Here is a 24,122-nt window from a genome sequence, read left to right on the forward strand (position 1 = left end):
GCGGGGGTGTGGTCACTTGGCGAGCTCCAGGGTAGGGATTCCAGGAGGATTCAACCCGAAGACCTGCGCGTACAGCGAAAGCTCCGCCTCCAGCACCCGCACCATCGTCTCCGACCGACGGAATCCGTGCCCCTCGCCCTCGAAGGCGATGTAGGCGTGCGGCACCGGCCGTCCCTCCATCCTGGCCAGGAACCGCTCGCACTGCGTGGGCGGGCAGATCACGTCGTCGAGGCCCTGGAGCAGCAGGAAGGGCGCGGTGATCCGGTCGGCGTGCTCGGCCGGGGACCGCTCCGCGTACCGCATCGGCTCCTCGGCGAGCGGCCCGACAAGGCTCTCCAGATACCGCGACTCGAAGTCGTGGGTCTCTCCCGACCCCCACTGGGTGAGGTCCAGCACCGGGTACAGGATGGTTCCGCAGGCGTAGACGTCGGTCGTGGTGAGGGAGACGGCCGTGGTCCAGCCGCCCGCGCTGCCGCCCCGGATGGCGAGCCGAAGGCGGTCGGCGGTGCCCTCGTCGGCGAGGGCGAGGGCGACGGCCGCGCAGTCCTCGACGTCGACGACGCCCCACTGCTCGCGCAGCCGGTTGCGGTACTCCCGCCCGTATCCGGTGGACCCCCCGTAGTTGACCTCGGCGACGCCGATGCCGCGCGAGGTGAAGTACGCGATGGCCAGGTCGAGGACCAGGGGCGCGCGGCTGGTGGGTCCGCCGTGCGCCCAGACGACGTACGGCGGCAGTTCGGTGCCGGGGGCGAGGCAGCCGGGGTTGTGGGGCGGGTAGACGTGCGCGTGGATCTCGCGTCCGGCGGGGCCGAGGAAGGTGCGGATCTGGGGTTCGGGGTAGTGGGCCGGGTCGACCGGGTCGTCGTGCGCGGCGCCGATGACGCGGGCGCGGCCGGCGAGGGTGCCGGCGGAGCCGGAGCCCGCGGGGCAGGTGTCCAGTTCGACGACCTCGTACGCGCTGCGCGGGCTGGCGCCGATGGCGATCACCCGGCCGCCGTGGGTGGCGAGCGACGGGGCGAACTCGGTCCAGGGGCCGGCCGCGTCCGTGATCTGGCCGGTCTCGGGGTCGAGGACGCCGAGCGCGGTGGCACCCCGGCCGTGCACGACGGCGATGAGCCCGCTCTTCAGCAGGGCGAACCAGCGCAGCCCGATCCTCCACAGCGGCCCGCCGAACTCCTCCTCTCGGGCGCACAGGGGGGTGTTGCGGCCGTCGTGCTCGCGCCGGTACAGGTTCCAGTAGCCGGTGCGGTCGCTGGAGTGCACGAGGGTGCCGTCGGCGGCCCACTCGACCTGGGCGATCGACTCGTCGGGGCCGCCCTCGACGGTCCGGGCGCCGCGCAGTGTGCCGTCGTCGGCGACGTCGGCGACGATCAGTTCGGTGCCGTCCCAGGGCATGCGCGGATGGTCCCAGGCGAGCCACGCGGCGCGCCGGCCGTCGGGCGAGATCCGGGGCCCGGTGACGAAACGGTGGGCCCCGTCGGAGAGCTCGCGGACGGCGTCGCGGTCCTCGGCCGCCGATCCGTCCAGCGGCACCGCGGCGACGACCCGCCGTACGTCGGCGGGCCCCTGCCCGGTGAACTCCTCCAGGACGCACCACACCTCGTCCCGCTCGGGGTGGAGCTGCGGATCCGCCCAGCGCAGCCCGCCGCCGACCGGGGACACTGGCGTGAGGGCCACGGGCTCCCCGCCGGGCTCGTACCGGTAGAGGCGCTGGTCGGCGAAGTTCACGAACACCACGAGGGGCCCGGTCTCCTTCGGGAGTCCGGCCCACGGGTGCCCGCCGTACTCCATGACGCGGCTGCGCACGTTCCACGGCGCGGGCAGCACCGACTCCTCCGTGCCGTCGGAGGTCCGCCGTACGAGGGTGCGTCTGCCGCCCTCGGTGGGCCGTGGTTCGGTCCACCACGCCTCGTCGCCGACGAACCCCGCGAACTCGGGGTGCCCGTCGTGGGCGGCCGCGAGCTCCGCGTCGATCGGAGAGGGCCATGAACCGTACGCCAGGGTCTGCACCTTGTCCCCCATCTCCCTTCGTCCCCGTCTGTGCCTTCCCCGGGCCGCCGCTTCCTAGGCCCGATGGTCACATTCCCGTCGTCCGCGGGAAAGGCGGGCCCGGTGTCGTCAGGCCGTCCTCAGGAAGCGGTCGAGTACCCGGACACCGAAGTGGAGTGCCTCCACCGGGACGCGTTCGTCGACGCCGTGGAAGAGGGCCGCGTAGTCGAAGCCCTCGGGGAGCTTCAGCGGCGCGAACCCGTAGCCGGTGATCCCGAGGCGCGAGAACTGCTTGGCGTCCGTGCCGCCGGCCATGCAGTACGGCACGACGTGGCCCTCGGGCGCGAACTCCTCGACGGCTGCCCGCATCCGCGCGTACGTCACCGAGTCGACCGGCGCCTGGAGGGCCACCTCGCGGTGCTCGAACTCCCAGTCGACATGGGGCCCGGTGAGCCGGTCCAGGGTCTCGCGGAACTCGTCCTCGCCGCCGGGGACGTACCGCCCGTCCACATGGCCGACGGCCTCCCCCGGGATCACGTTGATCTTGTATCCGGCGTCGAGCATGGTCGGGTTGGCGCTGCCCCGCACGGTCGGTTCGACCAGGGCGGCGGCCGGGCCGAGCTTCTCCAGCAGCCGGTCGACGCCCTCGGTGTCGTCGAGCTCGGGATCGATGCCGTACAGCGCGGCGAGCTCGGTGAGGGCGGCGCGCACGGTCGGGGTGAGCCGCAGGGGCCACTCGTGGGCGCCGATCCGGGCGATCGCCGCCGCCAGCCGGGTCACCGCGTTGTCCCGGTTCACCTTGGAGCCGTGACCGGCGCGGCCGCGCGCGGTGAGCTTCAGCCAGCCGGTGCCGCGTTCCCCGGCGGCGATCGGGTAGAGCTGACGGCCGGCTCCGTCGTGGAAGGTGAACGCCCCGGACTCGCTGATGCCCTCGGTGCAGCCCTCGAACAGGCTCGGGTGCCGGTCGGCGAGGAACCCGGAGCCGTCCTCGGCGCTGGCCTCCTCGTCGGCGGTGAACGCGATCACGATGTCGCGGCGGGGCCGTACACCGTGGCGGGCCCACCGCCGTACGGCGGCGAGGATCATCGCGTCCATGTTCTTCATGTCGACGGCGCCCCGGCCCCAGACCACGCCGTCGCGGATCTCCCCGGAGAACGGGTGCACGCTCCAGTCCTCCGCCCGCGCGGGCACCACGTCGAGGTGACCGTGGACGAGCAGCGCGTCAGCCGAAGGGTCGGTGCCCTCGATCCGGGCGACGACGTTCGTACGGCCCTCGGTGCGCTCCAGCAGGGTGGGTTCCAGCCCGGCCTCGGCGAGCCGCGCGGCGGCGTACTCGGCGGCGGGCCGCTCGCGGCAGTCGCCGCCGCCGCGGTTGGTGGTGTCGATGCGGATGAGGTCGGAGGTGAACCGGACGACCTCGTCGAGCGCCTGCTCGTCCACGGGTGCCGTCTGCTCAGCCATAGGTCTCCTCCATCGCGGCCGAGACGATCGTCGTGACCGCCTTGAAGGTACGGATGCCCTCGTACATGGTCGGGCTGGTGTACGCGATCTTGCGTTCGCCGGTACGGGTCACGCCCGGAACGACGGTCGCGGCCATCGCGAGGTGCTCGGCGTCGAACTCCAGCGCCACGGTGAAGGGTCCGCCCCGGACCGGTTCGTGCCGGACCGCAAGCGACGCGGCCTCCTTCGCCGCCGCGCGGATGTCGGCGGCGGTCCGCGCGGGGGTGCGGCACACCGCCGCGTACCGGGACACATGGTCCTTGACCGCGACCTTGAGCGCGCCGGGCGCGTACCCGAGGGCGTCCTCGCACGCCACGTCGTCACCGGTCACCAGCACCACCGGCACCCCGAACTCGGCGACGACCCGCGCGTTCAGCAGCCCTTCGCTGGCCCGTACGCCGTCGACCCAGACGCCGGTGATGGAGTTCGCGAGGTAGGTGTGGGCGAGGACGCCCTCCATGCCGGCGCCCGCGTGGTAGCCGACGAAGGCGATGCCGTCGACGTCGCCGTGCTGCACGCCCTCGACCATCGACAGCGCCTTGTGCCGGCCGGTGAGCATCTGCGCCCGCTCGTCCAGCTGCTCCAGGAGCAGGTTGCGCATCGTCCAGTGCGCCTCGTTGATCAGCACCTCGTCGGCGCCGCCGTCGAGGAAGCCGAGCACGGCGGCGTTCACGTCGGACGTGAACATCGCCCGGCACCGCTCCCACTGCGGGGTACCCGGCAGCACGTCGGCGGGCCAGGTGACACCGGTGGCGCCCTCCATGTCCGCACTGATGAGGATCTTCATGACGCCTCACGTTACGCGCCGCCCCGGACGGGCGCGGCGACGAGCCCCGTCGGACGTGCGGTTCCCTGCTGCCCGGGTCGGCTCCGTCCCCGGGCCGCCCGGTGTCGCTCCCGTGCCGCCCGGTGTCGCCCCCGTGCTCAGACCCGGCCGGCCACGTACCACCTCGACGGCAGTTCGATCCGGGTGCCGTCGGGGGTGTGCTCGGTGGTGACGAGGGGCAGCTCTCCGTCGGCGAGGACCGTGAGCCCGGCCGTGCGCAGGTACTCGGGGACCGCGGCGTCGCTGACCTCGGCGGGGGCGATGCCGTGGCGGAAGACGGGGGCGAGCTTCGCGGGCGGGCCCGCGGGACCGCCGGCCAGGCCCATGAGGACGGGCTTGGCGGCTTCGGAGAGTTCGACGAGGAAGGCCCGGCCGCGCTCCCCCACCAGCGTGGCGACGGTCTCGACGAGTCGCTGTCGGTCCTCGGGCTCGCACTGGTGGAGGACACCGCGCACATAGACGTTGGCGTCGCCGAGGTCCGCGCGCAGGGCGTCGGCGTCCGCCTTGTCGGCCGCGTCGAGGAGCCGGAAGTCGGCCCGGCCGTCGGGGTCGGCGCGGCGGGCGTGGTCGAGGGCGGCGGCCGAGAGGTCCGTGCCGACGACGCGGGCGAAGCGGTCGGCGAGGTAGCGGGTCTGGGTGCCGTTGCCACAGCCGAGGTCCACCATGGGCAGGTCCAGGGCGGTGAGGTGCGGCTCGAAGAGGGCCAGGTGGACGGCGGAGGTCCGCGCGGGCTCGGCGTCCCAGAACACGGCTCCCGCCTCGTCCGGGGCCTCACGCCAGAACCCCTCCCACGCGTCCCGGTACCGACTCGTCACGCTCATGCCCAACCCCCTGGATATGGCAGCGGGCCCACCGGACGGGTGGCCCAGAACGGTCTACCGCGCCCGTCACGCGGGGACAAGCACCCGGGGCGTACCTTCACCCCGCATCCGGATCGCACACACCGCGCCACACCCGCGCGTACACCCGCGCTCCCCACGCCCCAGGGGCACCGGGCACCGGCGCAGGCGCTGGCGCAGGCGCAGGCGCAGGCGCCGCGATCATGTGCGGTCCCCGCCTCCCAGCCGTTCCCGCCCAGGCCACCCAGTCGTCCCCCGGCCGCGCCTCCCAGCCGTCGCCGGCCGCGCCACCCAAGCGTTCCCCGCCCGTGCCCTCGGGCCTCCCGCGTCCGCGCCCCGCCGTCCGTCAGCGGCGGCGCGGGAGGGTCAGCTCGAACCAGACCGTCTTGCCGCCGCCGGTCCGGCTCGTCCCCCACTCGCGGGCGAGGGTGCTGAGGACGCGCAGTCCCCGGCCGTACTCGTCGGCGGGGCCGGTGCTGAGGAGCGTCGGCAGGGTGTGGTCCTCGTCATAGACCTCGCAGAGCAGGGTGTCGCCCCGGACGAGCCGCAGTTCGACGCGGCGGCCCCTCGCATGGCGGACGGCGTTGGTGACCAGCTCGCCGGCCAGCAGCTCGGCGGTTTCCGTGAGCGGCTCCAGCCCCCAGACGTACAGCTGTTCACGGACGGCGGCGCGGGCGCGGCCCACCTCGACGGGGTCGCGGGCGAGGCGCCACTCGGCGACGTCCTCCGGTTCGACGCCGTTGAGGCGGGCCATCAGCAGGGCCACGTCGTCCTTGCGGCCGCCCCGCGTGTTGAGGGCGCGGATGATGGTGTCGCAGGCCGCGTCCATGGAGGCGGCCGGGTGCGCGGCGGACTCGCAGAGCGTCGCCAGGCCGACGCCGATGTCCTCGCCGCGCACCTCCACCAGACCGTCGGTGCACATCACGAGCCGGTCACCGGGTTCCACGCGGACGCGCACCGCCTCGAAGGGCACACCCCCGACCCCGATGGGCGCGCCGGTGGGCAGGTCGAGCAGTTCGCTGCGGCCGTCCACCGCGCGGACCAGCACCGGCGGGATGTGGCCGGCGTTGGCGAGGTGCAGCTCGCCCGCGATCGGGTCGTAGACGGCGTACAGGCAGGTCGCGAGGTAGGTGTCGCCGAGGCGCTGGGCGAGGTCGTCGAGGTTGCGCAGAAGCTGCGCGGGCGGCAGGTCGAGGGCCGCCATGGTCTGCACGGCGGTACGCAACTGGCCCATCATCGCGGCCGAGTTGAGCCCGTGCCCCATGACGTCGCCGACGACGAGGGCGGTGCGGGCGCCGGGGAGTTTCACCGAGTCGAACCAGTCGCCGCCGACCCGGCCGAGCAGGGTGCCGGGCAGATAGCGGGTGGCGATGTCGCAGCCCGTCCGGTGAGCCTCGATGGTGGGCAGCATGCTGTCCTGGAGCGTCTCGGCGACGTTCTCCTGGTACGTGTACATGCGGGCGTTGTCGAGGACGAGCCCGGCGCGGGCGGCGAGTTCGGCGCCGGTGACGCGGTCCATGTCGTCGAAGACCTCGCGCTCCGGGTGGCGCAGCAGGATCATGAAACCGAGCACCACGTTGCGGGCCTTCAGCGGCACGATCAGCATGGAGCGGCCCGTGATCAGCGGCCGGATGTCGCGCTTCTCGAACTGCGCGGCGATCGCGTGCCCCATCTGCTCGCTGATCCGGGGGACGAGGACGGGTTCGCCGGTGGTCATGCACTGGAAGAACGGGGTGTGCGCGGGGAACGGCATGGCCTCGCCGACGGGGACGACGTCGTCCCAGCGGCCGGGCTCGTCCGTGTGCTCCAGGGCCACCCGGTGCCACATGGTGGTCGTGTCCGGCACGCCTTCGGGGAAGCCCTCACCGGCGACGACCTGCTCGCGCAGATAGGTGCCGGCGACATCGGTGAAGCGGGGGACGACGGCCTTGCTGACCTCGATGATCGTGCGGGACAGATCGAGGGAGGTGCCGATGCGTCCGCTCACCTCGTTCAGGAACTCCAGACGCTCCCGTACGGCGGCGTACTCGAGGTCCTCGCCCTCGTCCTTCAGCTCCTCCGGCACCGGCAGCCCCTCGGCGACGGCGCGCGCGGCGCGTTCGCGGCGCCTTCGGCGTTCCGCGCGCCGGGGCACGCCCCAGTCGGGGGTCACGGGCACCCGGTCGTTCTGGCTGAACTCCAGGACGGGGTAGCCCAGTTCGAGGACCTGCGCGACGATGCGGGCGCTGTCGTCGACGCTCATGCTCGGCAGGATGTCGGGGAGGCGGCGGGCGAGTTCCTCGGCGCCGGGGAAGTCGGTGTGGAGGGCGAAACCGGGCGCGATGCGCTCGACGGCCACCCCGTCGTGGTGTCCCCGCAGCGCCTCGGCGTCGGCGGCCAGCACCAGCAGGCGTCCCGGGCCGGGTCCGACGAGCGGGTAGGCCCACCACAGGACGTCGGTCCGGGTGCCGTGCCCCTGCCCGGGGGTCTCGGGGGCGCTCGTCCCGTCGCGGTCGCTCTCGGGCACGGTGAGCCGGGCCCGTCCGGCCGACGGGTAGCAGAGCTGCCCGTCGAGGGAGGACTCCAGGTCGGGGCCGAGTCCGTCGTACGGGCCGTACGCGGCGTGGGGCGGGGTGTCCTCCTCCTCGGGGAGGGCGCCGGACACCGGGAGCAGGTCCAGGGCGGGGCGGCCCACCGCGTCGTCCTTGGACGTGCCGAACAGCCGCCGGGCTCCGGTGCTCCAGTGCGACACGAGCCCGCCGCGGTCGACGACGACCACGGCCAGGGGGACACGGCCGGCCGCGGTCCGCCCCACCGCGTCGTCCCCCGCTCCGTGGCCGGTGTACGCGCCCGTGTCGGTGCCACGGTCCATGGCCAAGGCCCTTTCTTCCACGGCTCGCCGGCTCGCAAGATCTGCGGCGCCTTCACTACCGTACGGCGGCGTAGCGTCGCGAGGTGTGGCAATACGGGAATTGACCACCCGGAGCCTCCGGCGCAAGGACCGGTACACCTTCAGCGCCCCTTCGACGCGTACGCCCCTTCGACACGCGTGCCTGTGCGGCACGCCTGCCCGTGCGGCACCGGGGCCCTGCGCCGGGGCGCCATCGGAGCAGGCGGCCGACCCGAACGCCCCCGGACACCCGCGTCCGACGTCCGTCCGGCATCGGCCCGGCGCCCATCGGCCCCACGTCTCAGTCCGCGTGCCCCAGATGCAGGTCCCGTACCGTCCGGTCGCCGCCCGCGACCCTGAGGACCGTCGCGACCGGCGGATATCCCGTCGCGATCACCGTGTACTCGCCGACCGACAGGTCGTCGAACCGGAAGGTGCCGTCGGCGCCGGTGGTGAGCGTGGCGACAACGTTGCCCGCGGCGTCCAGGAGGGTGACCCGCGCGTCCTCGACGGGGCGGCCGCCGCCGGCGCGGACCGTGCCCTTCAGCACGGCGCCCCCGGCGAGTTCGATGTCCTGCCGTGTCTCGCCGTCGGCCCGCACGGTGACGGGCAGCGCGGAGGGGCGGCGGGAGTGGGCGCCGGCGGCGAGGGTGTACTCGCCGGCCGGCAGATCGCTGACGGCGTACTCGCCGAGCGCGCCGCTGCGGGTGGTCACCACGACCTCGCCGTGCACATTGGTGAGGGTGACGGTCGCGTCGCCCACCGGCCGGCCGTCCACGGTGCGCACGGTCCCGGTGAGCCGCCCGACGCCGCCGAGCACGATGTCGACCTCGACGGGGCCTCCCCCGACGGTCACGCTCACCGCCTGCGGCTGGTGGCCGCCGGCCGCCGCGATCAGCACGTAGGGCCCCGGTCCGGGCGTGGACAGCGCGTACGTCCCGTCCTCGCCGCTGCCGCCGCGCCCCGTCTGTCGGCCGACGGCGTCGATGAGGGTGAGCGCGGCCCGCGGCACGACGGTGCCGTCCTGGTGCCGCACCGTGCCGCACAGCGGAACCCCGGGGGCCGCCGGGGCGGCGCAGGGTTCGTGGGCCGAGCGGTCCTGCGGACCGGGGACGGGAGCGGTGTGCGCGTCGGGGATCGCCCCCTCGGGCGCCTCGTCCTGCGGGGCCGGCGGGTCGCCCTTGAGGAAGAGGGCGACGAGGAGCCCGAGGAGGAGCACCGGCGCCAGATACAGGAAGAGTCGCGGCAGGACGTCGGCCCAGCCCTCGGCGTACGCGGTGCGCAGCGGGGCGGGCAGCTCGTGGACGGGCCCGGCGGTGAGGAACCGGGGGTCGGGTCCGCCGTCCGCGGGGGCGGGCAGGCGGTCGGCGAGCCGGGCCGTCAGCAGCGTGCCCAGGAGGGCGACGGCCACGCTGCCGCCGAGTTGCCGGAGGTAGTTGCTCGCGTGGGTGGCGGTGCCGACGTCCTGGGGTCGTGCGGAGTGCTGCACGGCGAGGACCAGGACCGGCATCACCATGCCGATCCCCGCGCCCAGCAGGGCCGTCCAGAGGCCGAAGTCCAGCCGGGGCGTGTCGGGCTCCAGGCGGGAGAGGAGCCACATCCCCGCGGCGGCCAGGGCACTGCCGAGGACCGGGTAGGTCCGGTAGTGCCCGGTGAGGCCGATGAGCCGGCCCGAGACGACCGACGCGGCGACGATGCCGGCCGTCATCGGCAGCATGAGGACGCCCGCCTCGGTCGCGGAGGCGCCGTCGGCCAGCTGGAGCCAGGCCGGGAGATAACTGGCCGCCCCGAAGAGCGCGGCACCGATGGCCGGCCCGACGAGCCCGGTGACGACGAAGACCGGGTCCCGGAACAGCCGCAGGGGGATGAGGGGATGGGCCGCGAACCGTTCGACGACGAGGAGGAGGATTGTCGCCGCGACCGCGCCGGCGCCGAGCCCGAGGACGACCCGGGAGTCCCACGCGTGGGCCGTGCCGCCCCAGCCGGCGGCCAGCACCAGACAGGTCGAGGTGACCGCGAGCAGCAGCGCGCCGACCACGTCGAGCCGTCGCCGGGGTCTGCGGGGCTCCGTCCGCGGTGACTTCAGCGCGAAGGTGACGACGGCGAGAGCGAGCAGACCGAACGGCACGTTGGCGTAGAAGCACCACCGCCAGGAGAGCTGGTCGGTGAGGTAGCCGCCGAGGAGCGGGCCGGTGACGGAGGCGAGGCCGAACACGGCGCCGACCGCGCCGAGATAGCGACCGCGGTGCCGCTCCGGCACGATGTCGGCGACGATCGCCTGGACGCCGGTCATCAGACCGCCCGCGCCGACGCCCTGGAGGGCGCGGAACGCGATGAGCTGGTCCATGGTGCGGGACCAGCCGGCGAGGGCCGACCCGGCGAGGAAGACGACGAGCGCGAACTGGAAGACACCCTTGCGGCCGTACAGCTCGCCGAGCCTGCCGTGGACCGGCAGCGTGACGGTGGCCGCGAGCAGATACGCGGTGATCACCCAGGACATCCGGTCCCGGCCGTGCAGTTCGCCGGCGAGGCGCGGGAGCGCGACGGCCACGGTCATCTGTTCCAGGGCGGCGAGGAGCAGCACGACCAGGAGGGCGCAGAACACCGAGCGGACGCGGCCGTTGCCGAGCGGTGGGGGCGCGGCGGGCGGCGAGGGCGCGGGGGCGCTGGCCGGTTCGTCCCTCAGCAGTGTGGTCGCGCTCATCCGTACCGCTCCCCTCGTGGCACCTACCGCACAGTTACCGCGTCAAGCGGCAACTGCCGGTAAGGGCCACGAGTTACGGCGTCCCGGGGAGCGCGACGGAGATCCACTCGAACCGGTGAGGGGCGCAAGAGGCGCCGGTGTGCCGCCTGTTGGGCCGGGCCACGGGGCGGCGGGGTGCGTCGGGACGTCTACTTCTCGACCTCGGTGGCGAGGTTCGCGAGGATCGCGTCGTAGATCCGGCCGAGGCCCTTGGGGGCGAAGGTCCGCTCGAAGAAGCCGCCGATGCCGCCGGCGCCCTGCCAGGTGGTGGTGACGACCACGCGGGAGCTGCCCTCGCCGGCGGGGGTGACCCGCCAGACGGTGACCATGGAGGAGTTGCGGTCCTTCTCGACGAGCTCGCCGTCGGAGGGCTCGGTGACCTCCAGGAGGCAGTCGCGGACGCGCTTGCTGGTGGCCTGGAGCCGCCAGTGGACGAGGGTGCCCTCGCCGTCGCCGCCCTCGCGCACCTCGTACTCGCTGAAGTGCTCGGGCAGGAGCTTCCCGCGCGTGCCGCTGTAGTCGGCCAGCGTGTCGAACACCGTCTCCGCGTCCGCCGCGACGACTCGTTCCGTCGTGGCCTCGACCTGCGCCATTGCACTTCCTCCAGCACTTGGTAACTCGGGGATGTGCGGAAAGCCAACCACCACCCGGCCGGACGGCCCAAATCGGGGGGCCACGGGGGCGGCGGGTGGCCCGCGACGCATCCCTCCCGGCCAAGACCTTCACACGATGCTCGAAAGCTCATTCGCACGATCATGGGAACGTGTGTTCTATTCTGAGGTCAGAGCAACCGAGGAGGCGTCCATGCGCTGGGACCATCTGGCCGAGAACCCCGTCACGGCCCGGGACGCCGCGCTGTTCGGCGCGGAAGCGGTGACGACGCGCACCTTCGACACGCCCGAGTTCCGGGGCATGACCTTCCACGAGATCCGGGCGAGATCGATCGTGAACCGAGTCCCGGGGGCCTCCCGGATGCCGTTCGAGTGGACGGTGAACCCGTATCGGGGCTGCACCCACGCGTGCGTCTACTGCTTCGCCCGCAGGACCCACAGCTATCTGGACCTGGACACGGGCCACGACTTCGACTCCCAGATCGTGGTGAAGGTCAACGCGCCCGAGTTGCTGCGCCGCCGGCTCGGCTCACCGCGCTGGCGCGGTGAGCACATCGCGATGGGCACCAACGTGGACTGCTACCAGCGCGCGGAGGGCCGCTACCGGCTGATGCCGGGCATCATCGCCGCCCTGCGCGACCACGCGAACCCCTTCTCGATCCTGACCAAGGGCACGCTGATCCTGCGCGACCTGGACCTCCTCCGGCAGGCCGCCGAGGTCACCGAGGTGGGCATCTCCGTCTCCGTCGGCTTCACCGACCAGGAGCTGTGGCGCACGGTCGAGCCGGGCACACCGGCGCCGGAGCGCCGCCTGGACATCGTGCGGGCCTTCGCCGACCACGGCATCGACTGCGGGGTGCTGATGGCCCCCGTGCTCCCCTTCCTCAGCGACCACCCGGACCGGCTGCGCGACACCGTCCGGGCGATCGCGGCCTCCGGGGCGACCTCCGTGACACCGCTGGTGCTGCATCTGCGGCCGGGCGCGCGCGAGTGGTACATGGCCTGGCTGGAGCGCCATCACCCCCATCTCGTACGGCGTTACGAGCGGCTGTACGCGGAGGGGGCGTACGCCCCGAAGTGGTACCAGCGGCAGGTGACCCGTCAGGTCCACGAACTGGCCGAGGAGTTCGGCATGGGGCCCCGGCACGCGGGACTGCCGAGGAGGCTCACGCCGCCCGAGCCGGCCCCGGCGGAGCAGGCTCCGGACACGGCACCCACCCAACTGACGCTTCTCTGAAAGAACATCCCTGACCGGTTCGGGGTCATCCGGGCGCTCCTTCATCGCCGATCGGGTCAAGATGTGACAGACCGGGTTCTTCCGCGCCCCTATTCCGGGACGATGCGACCAAAGGCCGTGGTGTGCACGGCTCGACATCCTCCGTCCTGGGAGACCTGACAGATGAAGAAACGCGCGACCGCCCTGTGCGGTGCCGCCGCTGTGCTGGCCGGGATGGTCACGGCGGTCCCCGCCGACGCGAGTGGCGGCTCCGCGGCCGCCCCGGTGGCGACGCTCTCCTGGAAGAAGTGCGCCACCAGCGCGTATCCGACCCTCCAGTGCGCCTCCCTGAAGGTGCCGCTGAACCATGCCGACCCGCGGGGCAGGAAGATCACGCTCGCCCTGTCGCGCGTGCCGCACACCGCGAAGAAGTACCAGGGACCGCTGCTGGTCAACCCCGGTGGCCCCGGCGGCAGCGGACTCACCCTGGCCGGCTACCTCGCCTCCTCCCTGCCGAAGAAGGTGGCCGCGCAGTACGACGTCATCGGCTTCGACCCTCGCGGCGTCGGTGCCAGCAGGCCCGCCCTGAACTGCCGGCCGACCCAGTTCGCGCCGGTGCGCCCCAACTCCCTGCCGGACACCGGCAAGACGGAGAAGGCGAATCTGAAGCGCGCCGAGGACTTCGCCCGGGCGTGCGCCGCGAAGTACGGGGACGTGCTGCCGTACATCGACACCGTGAGCGCGGCCGAGGACATCGACGCCATCCGCGCGGCGCTCGGCGCGAAGAAGATCAACTACTTCGGGTACTCGTACGGCACCTATCTGGGCGCCGTGTACGCCAAGCTCCACCCGAACCGGGTACGGCGCGCGGTGCTGGACTCGGTCGTCGACCCCACCGGGGTCTGGTACGAGGACAATCTCCAGCAGGACCACGCGTTCGACGACCGCCACCGGGCGCTGATGGCCTGGATCGCCAGGCACAACGGGACCTACCGGCTCGGCACCGATCCGCGGAAGGTCGAGGCCAAGTGGTACGCGATGCGGTCGGCGCTGGCCAGGAAGCCCGCGGACGGCAAGGTGGGCGCCTCCGAACTGGAGGACACCTTCATCCCCGGCGGGTACTACAACGGCTACTGGCCCGACCTCGCCGCCGCGTTCGCGGCGTTCGTGAACAAGAAGGACGACGATCCGCTGGTCGAGGCGTACGAGAACTTCGCCGCCGTCGACACCGCGGGCGCCAACGGCTACAGCGTCTACGCCGCGGTGCAGTGCCGTGACGCGCACTGGCCGCGCGACTGGGACCGGTGGCGTGACGACAACTGGGGGGTGTACGAGAAGGCACCCTTCATGACCTGGAACAACGCCTGGTACAACGCGCCGTGCGCGTTCTGGCCCACGGCGTCCCTCAACCCCGTGGACGTCTCCAACGACGCGCTGCCACCGGTCCTGATCTTCCAGGCCACCGGCGACGCCGCCACCCCGTACGAGGGCGGTGTCATGACCCACCACCTGCTGCGCGGCTCCAGCCTGGTGGTCGAGCAGGGCGGCGGGAACCACGGCATCACCCTCAGCGGGAACGCCTGCCTGGACCGGCATCTGGCCGCCTATCTGACCGACGGCACGGTGCCGCGCGGCACCGGCGAGGCCGACGCGGTGTGCAAGAAGCAGCCCGACCCCAAGCCGCGGAAGGACAAGGCCTCGTCCGCGACGTCACGCGGCTCGACCCTCCACGGCCTGCTGGGCTTCCGCGGCTGACGCGGCCCCGACAGACGTCGTGGGAGGCGGGGAATTCCTCGCCTCCCACGACGTCGCCCCGCCTAGGGTGCCCCCATGGATGATCTTCATGACCTCCGTGTCCGGCACATGGCCCTGTCCGACTGCCGCGCCGTCGCCGAGATCCGGGTCGGCGGCTGGCGCACGGCCTACGCCGGGCTCGTCCCCCAGTCGCACCTCGACGGGCTGGACGTGGCGGAGGACGCCGAGAAACGGCGCGGGATGCTCCTCAAGACCGGCAACCCGGTGGTGAACCTGGTCGCCGAGCGCGCCGGGGAGGTGCTCGGCTGGGCGGCGTACGGGCCGTACCGGGACGGCGACATCAGCACCGGGGACGCCGAGTTGTACGCGATCTACGTACGGCCGGGCCATCTCGGCGGCGGCGTCGGCGGTGCGCTGCTGCGGACCTCGCTCGACCGCTGCCGGGCCGCCGGGTACCCCAGGGTGTTCCTGTGGGTGCTCAAGGAGAACGCCCGGGCCCGCCGCTTCTACGAGCACCACGGCTTCACGCCGGACGGCATCGAAGAACCGTTCGACGTGGACGGGGTGGAGATACCGGAGGTGCGGTACGCCCGTCGGCTGGAGCCCGGCGAGCACACTCCCTGAGCCGCGCGGGAGCCGCGCGACACGTCCGCGCCGCGCCGCGCGCGTCCAGGAGCGGCGCCCCCGCCGGGCGTCAGCGCTGTCTCGGGATGCCGGCCAGGGCGTGCACCGCGGCCTCCGCCAGCGCCGGGTGGGCGAGCGCCTCGCTGAGAACCCGTCTGGCCCGGGTGTCGCCCAGCGCCCCGAGGCCCTCCACGCACGCGAGGGCCACCCGGCGGTAGGGGTCGTGCGGGGTGAGCCGGCGTTCGAGGGTGGTGATCAGCGCGGGCACGGCCTCGGGCGCCCGGAGCTCGACGAGCAGCCGGACCGGGTGCAGGGCGTAGGCGACGCGCAGTTCGTTGGTGGCGAGGGCGGCGGCCGCGCGGGCGGTGCGGGGGTCGCCGAGCCGGGCCAGGGCGTGGGCGGCCGAGGCGCAGCGGGGTGGGTCGCGGTGGTTGAGGAGCAGGACGAGTGCCTCGAAGGCCCGCCGGTCCCCCGCCACCCCGAGCCGGAAGGCGGCCACCTCGCGCGCCCACAGGGGCTGTCCGGGCGCGGTGAGCACGGAGGCCAGCTCGTCGGTGTCCTCGGTGGCGAGGAGCCGTTCGCAGCCGGCCGATCCACCCGACTCGTTCCGCACACGCTCCGTGAGCGATCGCAACGCTTCGTCCATACCTCTGAGATTACGGGCGGGGCTTCCCTTCAGGGACCTACATCACAAAGACGGGGACTGGCGCGCTCGTTACCCACCGGTTAAGCTCAGACGAGCGAGTGACCCACTCGTATTCGCTTCGACGGTCTGGTGACGCGGCCGTCGTGAGCGCAGTCGGTTCGGTACGCGCAGTACCGCAGTGCGACTCGGCCTCGGGACAGGGCCGGTCGGTTCAGCCGTTCCCCCTGGGCGTGTGCACGCCCACGGCGGCGGCACCGGGCGTGTGCGCTCGCAGCCCGGCAGCACCCGCACTCCACGCGCTGGTCGCGCCCTCGTCGGCGTACCCGGGCGCTTCCTCAGTCGTCACCCTCATCTCTGGAGTCCCGCGATGGCCACTCCCCTTTCCGACTCGCCCCTGTCCCCGCAGTCCCCTCTCACCACGATCGCCGTCATCGGCCTCGGCACCATGGGCACCGGCATCGCCGAGGTGCTGACCCGGGCCGGCCGCGAGGTCATCGGCATCGACATCAGCGAGGCGGCCGCCGCCCGTGCCGTCGCGGCGCTGGAGTCCTCGACGGAGCGTGCCGTGGCACGCGGGCGGATCACCGAGCGGGAGCGCGGCGACGCCCTCGCCCGCTTCCGCACCTTCACCGACCTGCGGGCCGCCGCCGACGCCGACCTGGTGATCGAGGTCGTCCCGGAGTCGTACGACATCAAGCAGCAGGTCTTCCGGGAGCTGGACACGATCGTGCGTCCCGAGACGGTGCTCGCCACCGGGACCAACGCCCTGTCGGTCACCCGGCTGGCCGCCGACTCCGCGCACCCCGAGCGAGTGCTGGGGCTGCACTTCTTCAATCCGGCGCCCGCGATGAAGCTGGTCGAGGTGGTCTCCTCGGTGCTGACCGCGCCGCAGGCCGTCACCGCCGTCACGAACCTCGCGCTCGACCTGGGCAAGGAGCCCGTCGCGGTCGGCGACCGGCCCGGATTCGTCGCCGACGGACTGCTGTTCGGCTACCTCAACCAGGCCGCCGCGATGTACGAGGCCAAGTACGCCTCCCGCGAGGACATCGACGCGGCGATGCGGCTCGGCTGCGGTCTGCCGATGGGCCCGCTGGCGCTGCTCGACCTGATCGGCGTCGACACCGCCCGTACGGTCCTGGACGCCATGTACGCGGCCTCGCACGACCGGCTGCACGCGCCGGCGCCCATCCTCAAGCAGCTCAGCGAGGCGGGCCTGACGGGCCGCAAGTCGGGGCGCGGCTTCTACACCTACGAGGCGCCCGGTTCCGCCACCGTCGTGCGGGACGCGCTGACGCCGCTGGAGGGGGTCGCCACGGTCCCCGGGCGCACGGTCCGCTCGGTCGGCGTGGCGGGTTCCGGGACCATGGCGTCTGGGATCGCCGAGGTGTTCGCCAAGGCCGGCTACGAGGTCGTCCTGGCCGCGCGCACCGAGGAGAAGGCGCAGGCCGCCAAGGCCCGTATCGGCAAGTCGCTGTCGCGGTCGGTCGACAAGGGCCGGATGACGGTCGAGGCCGCCGCCGAGACCCTGGACCGGATCACCCCGGCGGGCTCGTACGACGCGTTCGCGGACGTCGACCTGGCGCTGGAGGCCGTGGCGGAGGACCTGGAGGTCAAGCGGCAGCTGTTCGCGACCTTCGACAAGGTCTGCAAGCCGGGGGCGATCCTCGCCACCACCACGTCCTCGCTGCCCGTCGTGGCCTGCGCCCGCGCGACCTCGCGCCCGCAGGACGTGATCGGGATGCACTTCTTCAACCCGGCGCCGGCGATGAAGCTGGTCGAGGTGGTCCGCACGGTCCTGACCGCCGAGGACGTCCACGCCACCGTCCGCGAGCTGTGCGGCGCCATCCGCAAGCACCCGGTGGACTGCGGCGACCGGGCCGGATTCATCGTGAACGCGCTGCTGTTCCCGTACCTGAACAACGCGATCAAGATGGTGCAGGAGCACTACGCGACGCTGGACGACATCGACGCGGCGATGAAGCTGGGCGGCGGCTACCCGATGGGTCCGTTCGAACTGCTGGACGTGGTGGGGCTGGACGTCTCGCTGGCCATCGAGAAGGTCCTGCACCGCGAGTTCCGCGACCCGGGGCTCGCCCCCGCGCCGCTGCTGGAGCACCTGGTGGCCGCGGGCTGCCTCGGCCGCAAGACCGGCCGCGGCTTCCGCGAATATGCCAAGCGCTGAGCGGCCGGGCGACTGGTTCCACGAGGGCACGGACTGGGGCGGACTGCTCTCCCCGGGCGGCCGGTCCGTGCCCTCCGGCACCCGTACTCCCCCGCCCGCGCGGGGCGGGGGGATCGGTGGACCTGCGCACTCTCCTGCGCGGATGCAGTACGTTCGGGGCATGTCCCAGCCCGCCAAGTCCTCACGTACACCAGCTACGCCCGACGCGCCGGAGAGTGCCGCGGGCAGTCGTGCCGCCGCCCAACGGCTCAAGATGCGCCGGGAACTGGCGGCCGCGGCCATGGAGCTGTTCTCGACCAAGGGGTACGAGGCGACCACCGTCGACGAGATCGCGGCGGCGGCCGGTGTCGCCCGCCGCACCTTCTTCCGCCACTTCCGCTCCAAGGAAGAGGCGATCTTCCCGGACCACGACGACACCCTGATCCGCGCGGAGGCCGTGCTCAACGCGGCACCGGCGCACGAGCACCCGCTCGACACAGTGTGCCGGGGCATCAAGGAAGTCATGAAGATGTACGCGGCGCGACCGGAGATCTCGGTCGCCCGCTACAAGCTGACCCGTGAGGTCCCCACCCTCCGCGAGGCGGAGATCGCCTCCGTGGCCCGCTACGAGCGCCTCTTCACCCGTTATCTGCTGGGCCACTTCGACGAGCACGCCCATGTCGACGACGGCAACGACGACCCGCTGCTCGCGGAGGTGGCCGCGTCGGCGGTCGTCACCGCCCACAACCACGTCCTGCGCCGCTGGCTCCGCTCCGGCGGCCAGGGCGACGTGGAGACCCAGCTCGACCACGCGTTCGCCATCGTCCGCAAGACCTTCGGCACCGGCATCGGCGCCGGCCGCTCCATGACCCCGGAACCGGCCGCCGCGACGGCCTCCACCCACGGCGAGGTCCTCGTGACCGTGGCCCGCACGGACGCCCCCCTGGACGAGGTCATGCGCACGATCGAGGAGGCCCTCCGGGACCGCTGACGCCTCCCGCGGAACCTTCGAAACCCTCTTTACTCATCGGTAGACCCATCGGTAACTGTGATGACGGCCACCCCTTCGGGTGGCCGTTTTGGCACGTCAGAGGCCCTTTTACGGCCCCTTCTGATCGATCATCGCTCAGGTGTTACGTAAAGATTTCACCTGAGCGAACTTTCTGGCACTCGGTGCCTTGCGGGGTGACACGGCGTGCCATACGTTGAGGGTGTCCGGGCGGCCGGCGAACAGAGAACTCCCGTACGCCGACTGTCCCCGCAAGCCACGTGCCTGCGCGCCCGGACGCCTGCGTCACAGGCACCCTTCCGCGCCACAAAGCGCCGCCGAGAGCACCACCCCTCCGCCGAACCGACGGCATCGCCCAGACCGATCAACAGCACCCCGACGTAACCCTCAACAGCGTCTTCCCTCGGACGCTCGTCGCCGGAGGCACCACCGTGAAGGAAATCCTGGACGCGATCCAGTCGCCGGAGTCCACGTCCGCCGACTTCGCCGCTCTGCCGCTCCCCGAGTCGTACCGCGCGATCACCGTGCACAAGGACGAGACGGAGATGTTCGCGGGCCTCGAGACCCGCGACAAGGACCCCCGCAAGTCGATCCACCTCGACGAGGTCCCCCTGCCCGAGCTCGGCCCGGGCGAGGCCCTGGTGGCCGTCATGGCCTCGTCGGTCAACTACAACTCGGTGTGGACGTCGATCTTCGAACCACTGTCGACGTTCGGCTTCCTGGAGCGCTACGGCCGGCTCAGCGAGCTGACCAAGCGCCACGACCTGCCGTACCACATCATCGGCTCCGACCTCGCGGGCGTGGTCCTGCGCACCGGCCCCGGCGTCAACGCCTGGCGGCCCGGTGACGAGGTCGTCGCGCACTGCCTGTCCGTCGAGCTGGAGTCCAGCGACGGCCACAACGACACCATGCTCGACCCCGAGCAGCGCATCTGGGGCTTCGAGACCAACTTCGGCGGCCTCGCCGAGATCGCCCTGGTCAAGTCCAACCAGCTGATGCCGAAGCCGGACCACCTCAGCTGGGAGGAGGCCGCCGCCCCGGGTCTGGTCAACTCCACCGCCTACCGGCAGCTGGTCTCCCGCAACGGCGCCGGCATGAAGCAGGGCGACAACGTCCTGATCTGGGGCGCGAGCGGCGGACTCGGCTCCTACGCCACGCAGTTCGCCCTCGCGGGCGGCGCCAACCCGATCTGTGTCGTCTCCTCGCCGCAGAAGGCGGAGATCTGCCGGTCCATGGGCGCCGAGGCGATCATCGACCGCAACGCCGAGGGCTACAAGTTCTGGAAGGACGAGTCCACCCAGGACCCCAAGGAGTGGAAGCGCTTCGGCAAGCGCATCCGCGAGCTCACCGGCGGCGAGGACATCGACATCGTCTTCGAGCACCCGGGCCGCGAGACCTTCGGCGCCTCCGTCTTCGTCACCCGCAAGGGCGGCACCATCACCACCTGCGCGTCGACCTCGGGCTACATGCACGAGTACGACAACCGCTACCTGTGGATGTCGCTGAAGCGGATCATCGGCTCGCACTTCGCCAACTACCGCGAGGCCTGGGAGGCCAACCGGCTCATCGCGAAGGGCAAGATCCACCCGACCCTGTCGAAGGTGTACTCCCTGGAGGACACCGGCCAGGCCGCCTACGACGTGCACCGCAACCTCCACCAGGGCAAGGTCGGCGTGCTCTGCCTCGCCCCCGAGGAGGGTCTGGGCGTGCGCGACCAGGCCAAGCGCGACCAGCACATCGACGCCATCAACCGCTTCCGCAACATCTGAGAGACCCGGGAGCACAGATGACTGAGCGTCAGCCCGCGGCGCAGCCGCAGCGAGACAAGGACCGGCCGTGGCTCATGCGCACGTACGCCGGCCACTCCACGGCGGAGGCGTCCAACGAGCTGTACCGCCGCAACCTCGCCAAGGGCCAGACCGGTCTGTCGGTGGCGTTCGACCTGCCGACGCAGACCGGGTACGACTCCGACCACATCCTCGCCCGCGGCGAGGTCGGCCGGGTGGGCGTACCGATCGCGCACCTCGGTGACATGCGCCGGCTGTTCCAGGACATCCCCCTGGAGCAGATGAACACCTCGATGACCATCAACGCCACCGCCATGTGGCTGCTGGCGCTCTACCAGGTCGTCGCCGAGGAGCAGGGTGCGGACATCACCAAGCTCCAGGGCACGACCCAGAACGACATCGTCAAGGAATACCTGTCGCGGGGAACCCATGTCTTCCCGCCGGGGCCCTCACTCCGGCTGACGACGGACATGATCGCGTACACGGTCTCCCACATCCCGAAGTGGAACCCGATCAACATCTGCAGCTACCACCTGCAGGAGGCGGGCGCCACGCCGGTCCAGGAGATCGCGTACGCGATGTCCACCGCGATCGCGGTTCTCGACGCCGTGCGCGACTCGGGGCAGGTTCCCGAGGAGAAGTTCGGGGATGTCGTGGCCCGTATCTCCTTCTTCGTGAACGCGGGCGTCCGCTTCATCGAGGAGATGTGCAAGATGCGGGCGTTCGGGCGGATCTGGGACCGGATCACGCGCGAGCGGTACGGCATCGAGAACCCCAAGCAGCGCCGCTTCCGGTACGGCGTCCAGGTCAACTCCCTCGGGCTGACCGAGGCGCAGCCGGAGAACAACGTCCAGCGCATCGTGCTGGAGATGCTGGCCGTGACCCTCTCCAAGGACGCACGCGCGCGTGCCGTGCAGCTGCCCGCCTGGAACGAGGCCCTCGGGCTTCCCCGGCCGTGGGACCAGCAGTGGTCGCTGCGCATCCAGCAGGTCCTCGCACACGAGAGCGACCTGCTGGAGTACGCGGACATCTTCGAGGGCTCCCACGTCATCGAGGCGAAGGTCGCCGCGCTGGTCGAGGAGTCGCTCACCGAGATCGAGCGGATCCAGGAGATGGGCGGCGCGATGGCCGCCGTCGAGTCCGGCTATCTGAAGTCCCAGCTCGTCGCCTCGCACGCCGAGCGCCGGGCGCGGATCGAGTCCGGCCAGGAGAAGATCGTCGGCGTCAACATCTTCGAGACGACCGAGCCGAACCCCCTCACGGCCGACTTGGACACCGCGATCCAGACGGTCGACCCGGCCGTCGAGGCCCGTGTCATCGCCTCCCTCCAGCACTGGCGGGACACGCGCTACCAGCCGCCCTTCAACCACCCGCGCCCGTGCAAGGCGCTGGAGCGGCTGAAGGAGGCCGCGAAGGGCACCGACAACCTCATGGAGGCCACCCTGGAGTGCGCCCGCGCCGGGGTCACGACCGGCGAGTGGGCCGGGGCCCTGCGTGAGGTGTTCGGGGAGTTCCGGGCACCGACCGGTGTCTCCTCCGCCCCGGTGGCCGTCGCGGCCGAGGAGGGCTCCGCCCTGTCCGGGGTACGCCGAATGGTCGAGCTGACCGCCCGGGACCTCGGTGTCGGCAAGCTCCGCTTCCTGGTCGGCAAGCCGGGCCTGGACGGGCACTCCAACGGGGCCGAGCAGATCGCCGTGCGGGCCCGTGACGCCGGGTTCGAGGTGGTCTACCAGGGCATCCGGCTCACCCCCGAGCAGATCGTGGACGCGGCCCTCGCCGAGGACGTGCACGCGGTGGGGCTGTCCATCCTCTCCGGCTCGCACGCGCAGCTCGTCCCGGACGTCCTGGAACGGCTGCGGGACGCCGGTGCCACCGACATCCCGGTGATCGCCGGCGGGATCATCCCCAACGCCGACGCCGAGCAGCTCAGGGCCGCCGGAGTGGCCGCCGTGTTCACCCCGAAGGACTTCGACATCACCGGGATCATCGGCCGTATCGTCGACGAGATCCGCAAGGCCAACAAGCTCAACCCCCTCATCAGCACGGAGGTCCCCGCATGACCGTCAACCGTCTCCGCCCGCGGCGTTCCTGCCTGGCCGTACCGGGCTCGAACCCCCGCTTCCTGGAGAAGGCGCAGGGCCTCCCGGCGGACCAGGTCTTCCTCGACCTCGAGGACGCGTGCGCCCCCCTCGCCAAGCCCGAGGCGCGGCACACCATCGTCAAGTTCCTCAACGAGGGCGACTGGACCGGCAAGACTCGGGTCGTGCGGGTCAACGACTGGACGACCGAGTGGACGTACCGCGACGTGGTGACGGTCGTCGAGGGGGCCGGCCAGAACCTCGACTGCATCATGCTGCCGAAGGTGCAGAGCGCCCAGCAGGTCGTCGCGCTGGACCTGCTGCTCACCCAGATCGAGAAGACGATGGGCTTCGAGGTCGGCAAGATCGGCATCGAGGCGCAGATCGAGAACGCGCAGGGCCTCAACAACGTCAACGAGATCGCGCAGGCCTCCCCGCGTGTCGAGACGATCATCTTCGGCCCGGCCGATTTCATGGCGTCGATCAACATGAAGTCGCTGGTCGTGGGCGAGCAGCCGCCCGGCTACCCGGCGGACGCCTACCACTACATCCTGATGAAGATCCTGATGGCCGCCCGCGCCAACAACCTCCAGGCGATCGACGGCCCCTACCTCCAGATCCGCAACATCGACGGTTACCGCGAGGTCGCCCAGCGCGCCGCGGCCCTCGGTTTCGACGGCAAATGGGTGCTGCACCCGGGCCAGGTCGAGGCGTCCAACGAGATCTTCTCGCCCTCGCAGGAGGACTACGACCACGCCGAGCTGATCCTGGACGCGTACGACTACTACACGTCCGAGGCGGGCGGCAAGAAGGGCTCCGCGATGCTCGGCGACGAGATGATCGACGAGGCCAGCCGCAAGATGGCACTGGTCATCTCCGGCAAGGGCCGTGCGGCGGGCATGCAGCGCACGTCCAAGTTCGAGATCCCGGAGGCCTGAGCGCGATGCAGTTCGGACGCACCTACGAGGAGTTCGAGGTCGGGGCGGTCTACAAGCACTGGCCCGGGAAGACGGTCACGGAGTACGACGACCACCTCTTCTGTCTCCTCACGATGAACCACCACCCGCTCCACATGGACGCGAACTACGCCGAGAGCACGACGGACTTCGGCAAGAACGTCGTCGTCGGCAACTACATCTACTCGCTGCTCCTCGGGATGTCCGTCCCGGACGTCTCCGGCAAGGCGATCGCGAACCTGGAGATCGAGTCGCTGCGGCACGTGGCGCCGACCTTCCACGGCGACACGATCTACGGCGAGACGACCGTGCTGGACAAGTGGCCGTCGAAGTCGAAGAACGACCGCGGCATCGTCCATGTCGAGACCAAGGGCTACAAGCAGGACGGCACCCTCGTGTGCGTCTTCCGCCGCAAGGTGATGGTGCCCACCGAGACGTACATCAAGGAGCGCGGCGGCGAGCAGCCCGGCCGCCCGGAGCTGAACGCCCCTTCGGAAAAGACGGAGAAGTAGC

17 protein-coding genes are annotated in these 24,122 nt (G+C 71.9%); 9 read left to right on the forward strand and 8 right to left on the reverse strand.

What is annotated here, in order from left to right; translation table 11 throughout:
- Nucleotides 1-12 precede the first annotated feature (12 nt).
- From AOK15_RS05385 to AOK15_RS05415, 7 genes are all read right to left on the reverse strand, one after another.
- Nucleotides 13-2,022: a dipeptidyl-peptidase 5 gene (locus tag AOK15_RS05385; protein WP_055513312.1), complete on the reverse strand. Its 2,010-nt coding sequence runs from the start codon at nt 2,020-2,022 to the stop codon at nt 13-15.
- A gap of 96 nt (nt 2,023-2,118) precedes the next feature.
- Nucleotides 2,119-3,450 (reverse strand): M20/M25/M40 family metallo-hydrolase, encoded by a 1,332-nt coding sequence (locus AOK15_RS05390; protein WP_055513314.1) that lies wholly within the window; start codon nt 3,448-3,450, stop codon nt 2,119-2,121.
- A complete protein-coding gene (locus AOK15_RS05395) occupies nt 3,443-4,276 on the reverse strand; it encodes a M55 family metallopeptidase (protein WP_055513316.1) in 834 nt (277 codons plus the stop codon). The genes AOK15_RS05390 and AOK15_RS05395 overlap by 8 nt, the downstream gene beginning before the upstream one ends.
- Nucleotides 4,277-4,413: 137 nt before the next feature.
- Nucleotides 4,414-5,136 carry a class I SAM-dependent methyltransferase gene (locus AOK15_RS05400; protein ID WP_055513317.1) on the reverse strand — a complete coding sequence of 241 codons (723 nt, stop codon included), beginning with the start codon at nt 5,134-5,136 and terminating at the stop codon, nt 4,414-4,416.
- 364 nt (nt 5,137-5,500) lie between these two features.
- Nucleotides 5,501-8,005: a SpoIIE family protein phosphatase gene (locus AOK15_RS05405; RefSeq protein WP_055513319.1), complete on the reverse strand. Its 2,505-nt coding sequence runs from the start codon at nt 8,003-8,005 to the stop codon at nt 5,501-5,503.
- Nucleotides 8,006-8,324: 319 nt separating this feature from the next.
- Nucleotides 8,325-10,727 carry an MFS transporter gene (locus tag AOK15_RS05410; RefSeq protein WP_055513321.1) on the reverse strand — a complete coding sequence of 801 codons (2,403 nt, stop codon included), beginning with the start codon at nt 10,725-10,727 and terminating at the stop codon, nt 8,325-8,327.
- 188 nt (nt 10,728-10,915) lie between these two features.
- Nucleotides 10,916-11,359 carry an SRPBCC family protein gene (locus tag AOK15_RS05415; RefSeq protein WP_055513323.1) on the reverse strand — a complete coding sequence of 148 codons (444 nt, stop codon included), beginning with the start codon at nt 11,357-11,359 and terminating at the stop codon, nt 10,916-10,918.
- Between the two features lie 211 nt (nt 11,360-11,570).
- Here AOK15_RS05415 and AOK15_RS05420 point away from each other — a divergent pair, with 211 nt between their 5' ends.
- The 3 genes from AOK15_RS05420 to AOK15_RS05430 all read left to right on the forward strand — a co-directional run bounded on the left by AOK15_RS05420 (nt 11,571) and on the right by AOK15_RS05430 (nt 14,972).
- Nucleotides 11,571-12,614, forward strand: coding sequence for an Rv2578c family radical SAM protein (locus tag AOK15_RS05420; RefSeq protein WP_055513325.1), 1,044 nt, complete (start codon nt 11,571-11,573; stop codon nt 12,612-12,614).
- Nucleotides 12,615-12,776: 162 nt separating this feature from the next.
- Nucleotides 12,777-14,348, forward strand: coding sequence for an alpha/beta hydrolase (locus AOK15_RS05425; protein WP_055513327.1), 1,572 nt, complete (start codon nt 12,777-12,779; stop codon nt 14,346-14,348).
- A 75-nt stretch (nt 14,349-14,423) separates the two neighbouring features.
- Complete coding sequence (locus AOK15_RS05430) at nt 14,424-14,972, forward strand: GNAT family N-acetyltransferase (protein ID WP_055513329.1); 549 nt, start codon at nt 14,424-14,426, stop codon at nt 14,970-14,972.
- Nucleotides 14,973-15,042: 70 nt separating this feature from the next.
- On the opposite strand, the gene AOK15_RS05435 is transcribed toward AOK15_RS05430, so the two are convergent.
- Nucleotides 15,043-15,618, reverse strand: coding sequence for an adenylosuccinate lyase (locus AOK15_RS05435; RefSeq protein WP_055513331.1), 576 nt, complete (start codon nt 15,616-15,618; stop codon nt 15,043-15,045).
- Nucleotides 15,619-15,985: 367 nt separating this feature from the next.
- Here AOK15_RS05435 and AOK15_RS05440 point away from each other — a divergent pair, with 367 nt between their 5' ends.
- From AOK15_RS05440 to AOK15_RS05465, 6 genes are all read left to right on the forward strand, one after another.
- Nucleotides 15,986-17,800, forward strand: a complete 1,815-nt coding sequence (locus AOK15_RS05440; protein ID WP_055513333.1) for a 3-hydroxyacyl-CoA dehydrogenase family protein — start codon at nt 15,986-15,988, stop codon at nt 17,798-17,800.
- 160 nt (nt 17,801-17,960) lie between these two features.
- Nucleotides 17,961-18,770 (forward strand): TetR family transcriptional regulator, encoded by an 810-nt coding sequence (locus AOK15_RS05445; RefSeq protein ID WP_240508312.1) that lies wholly within the window; start codon nt 17,961-17,963, stop codon nt 18,768-18,770.
- 449 nt (nt 18,771-19,219) lie between these two features.
- Nucleotides 19,220-20,557, forward strand: coding sequence for a crotonyl-CoA carboxylase/reductase (ccrA, locus tag AOK15_RS05450; RefSeq protein WP_055513337.1), 1,338 nt, complete (start codon nt 19,220-19,222; stop codon nt 20,555-20,557).
- 17 nt (nt 20,558-20,574) lie between these two features.
- Nucleotides 20,575-22,635, forward strand: a complete 2,061-nt coding sequence (locus AOK15_RS05455; RefSeq protein ID WP_055513339.1) for a protein meaA — start codon at nt 20,575-20,577, stop codon at nt 22,633-22,635.
- Nucleotides 22,632-23,591 carry an HpcH/HpaI aldolase/citrate lyase family protein gene (locus tag AOK15_RS05460; protein WP_055513341.1) on the forward strand — a complete coding sequence of 320 codons (960 nt, stop codon included), beginning with the start codon at nt 22,632-22,634 and terminating at the stop codon, nt 23,589-23,591. Before AOK15_RS05455 ends, AOK15_RS05460 begins: the two co-directional genes overlap by 4 nt.
- 5 nt (nt 23,592-23,596) lie before the next feature.
- Nucleotides 23,597-24,121, forward strand: a complete 525-nt coding sequence (locus tag AOK15_RS05465) for a MaoC family dehydratase (protein WP_055513343.1) — start codon at nt 23,597-23,599, stop codon at nt 24,119-24,121.
- Nucleotide 24,122: the final 1 nt, after the last annotated feature.

This window comes from Streptomyces ossamyceticus (assembly GCF_001418475.1).
Lineage (GTDB): Bacteria > Actinomycetota > Actinomycetes > Streptomycetales > Streptomycetaceae > Streptomyces > Streptomyces ossamyceticus.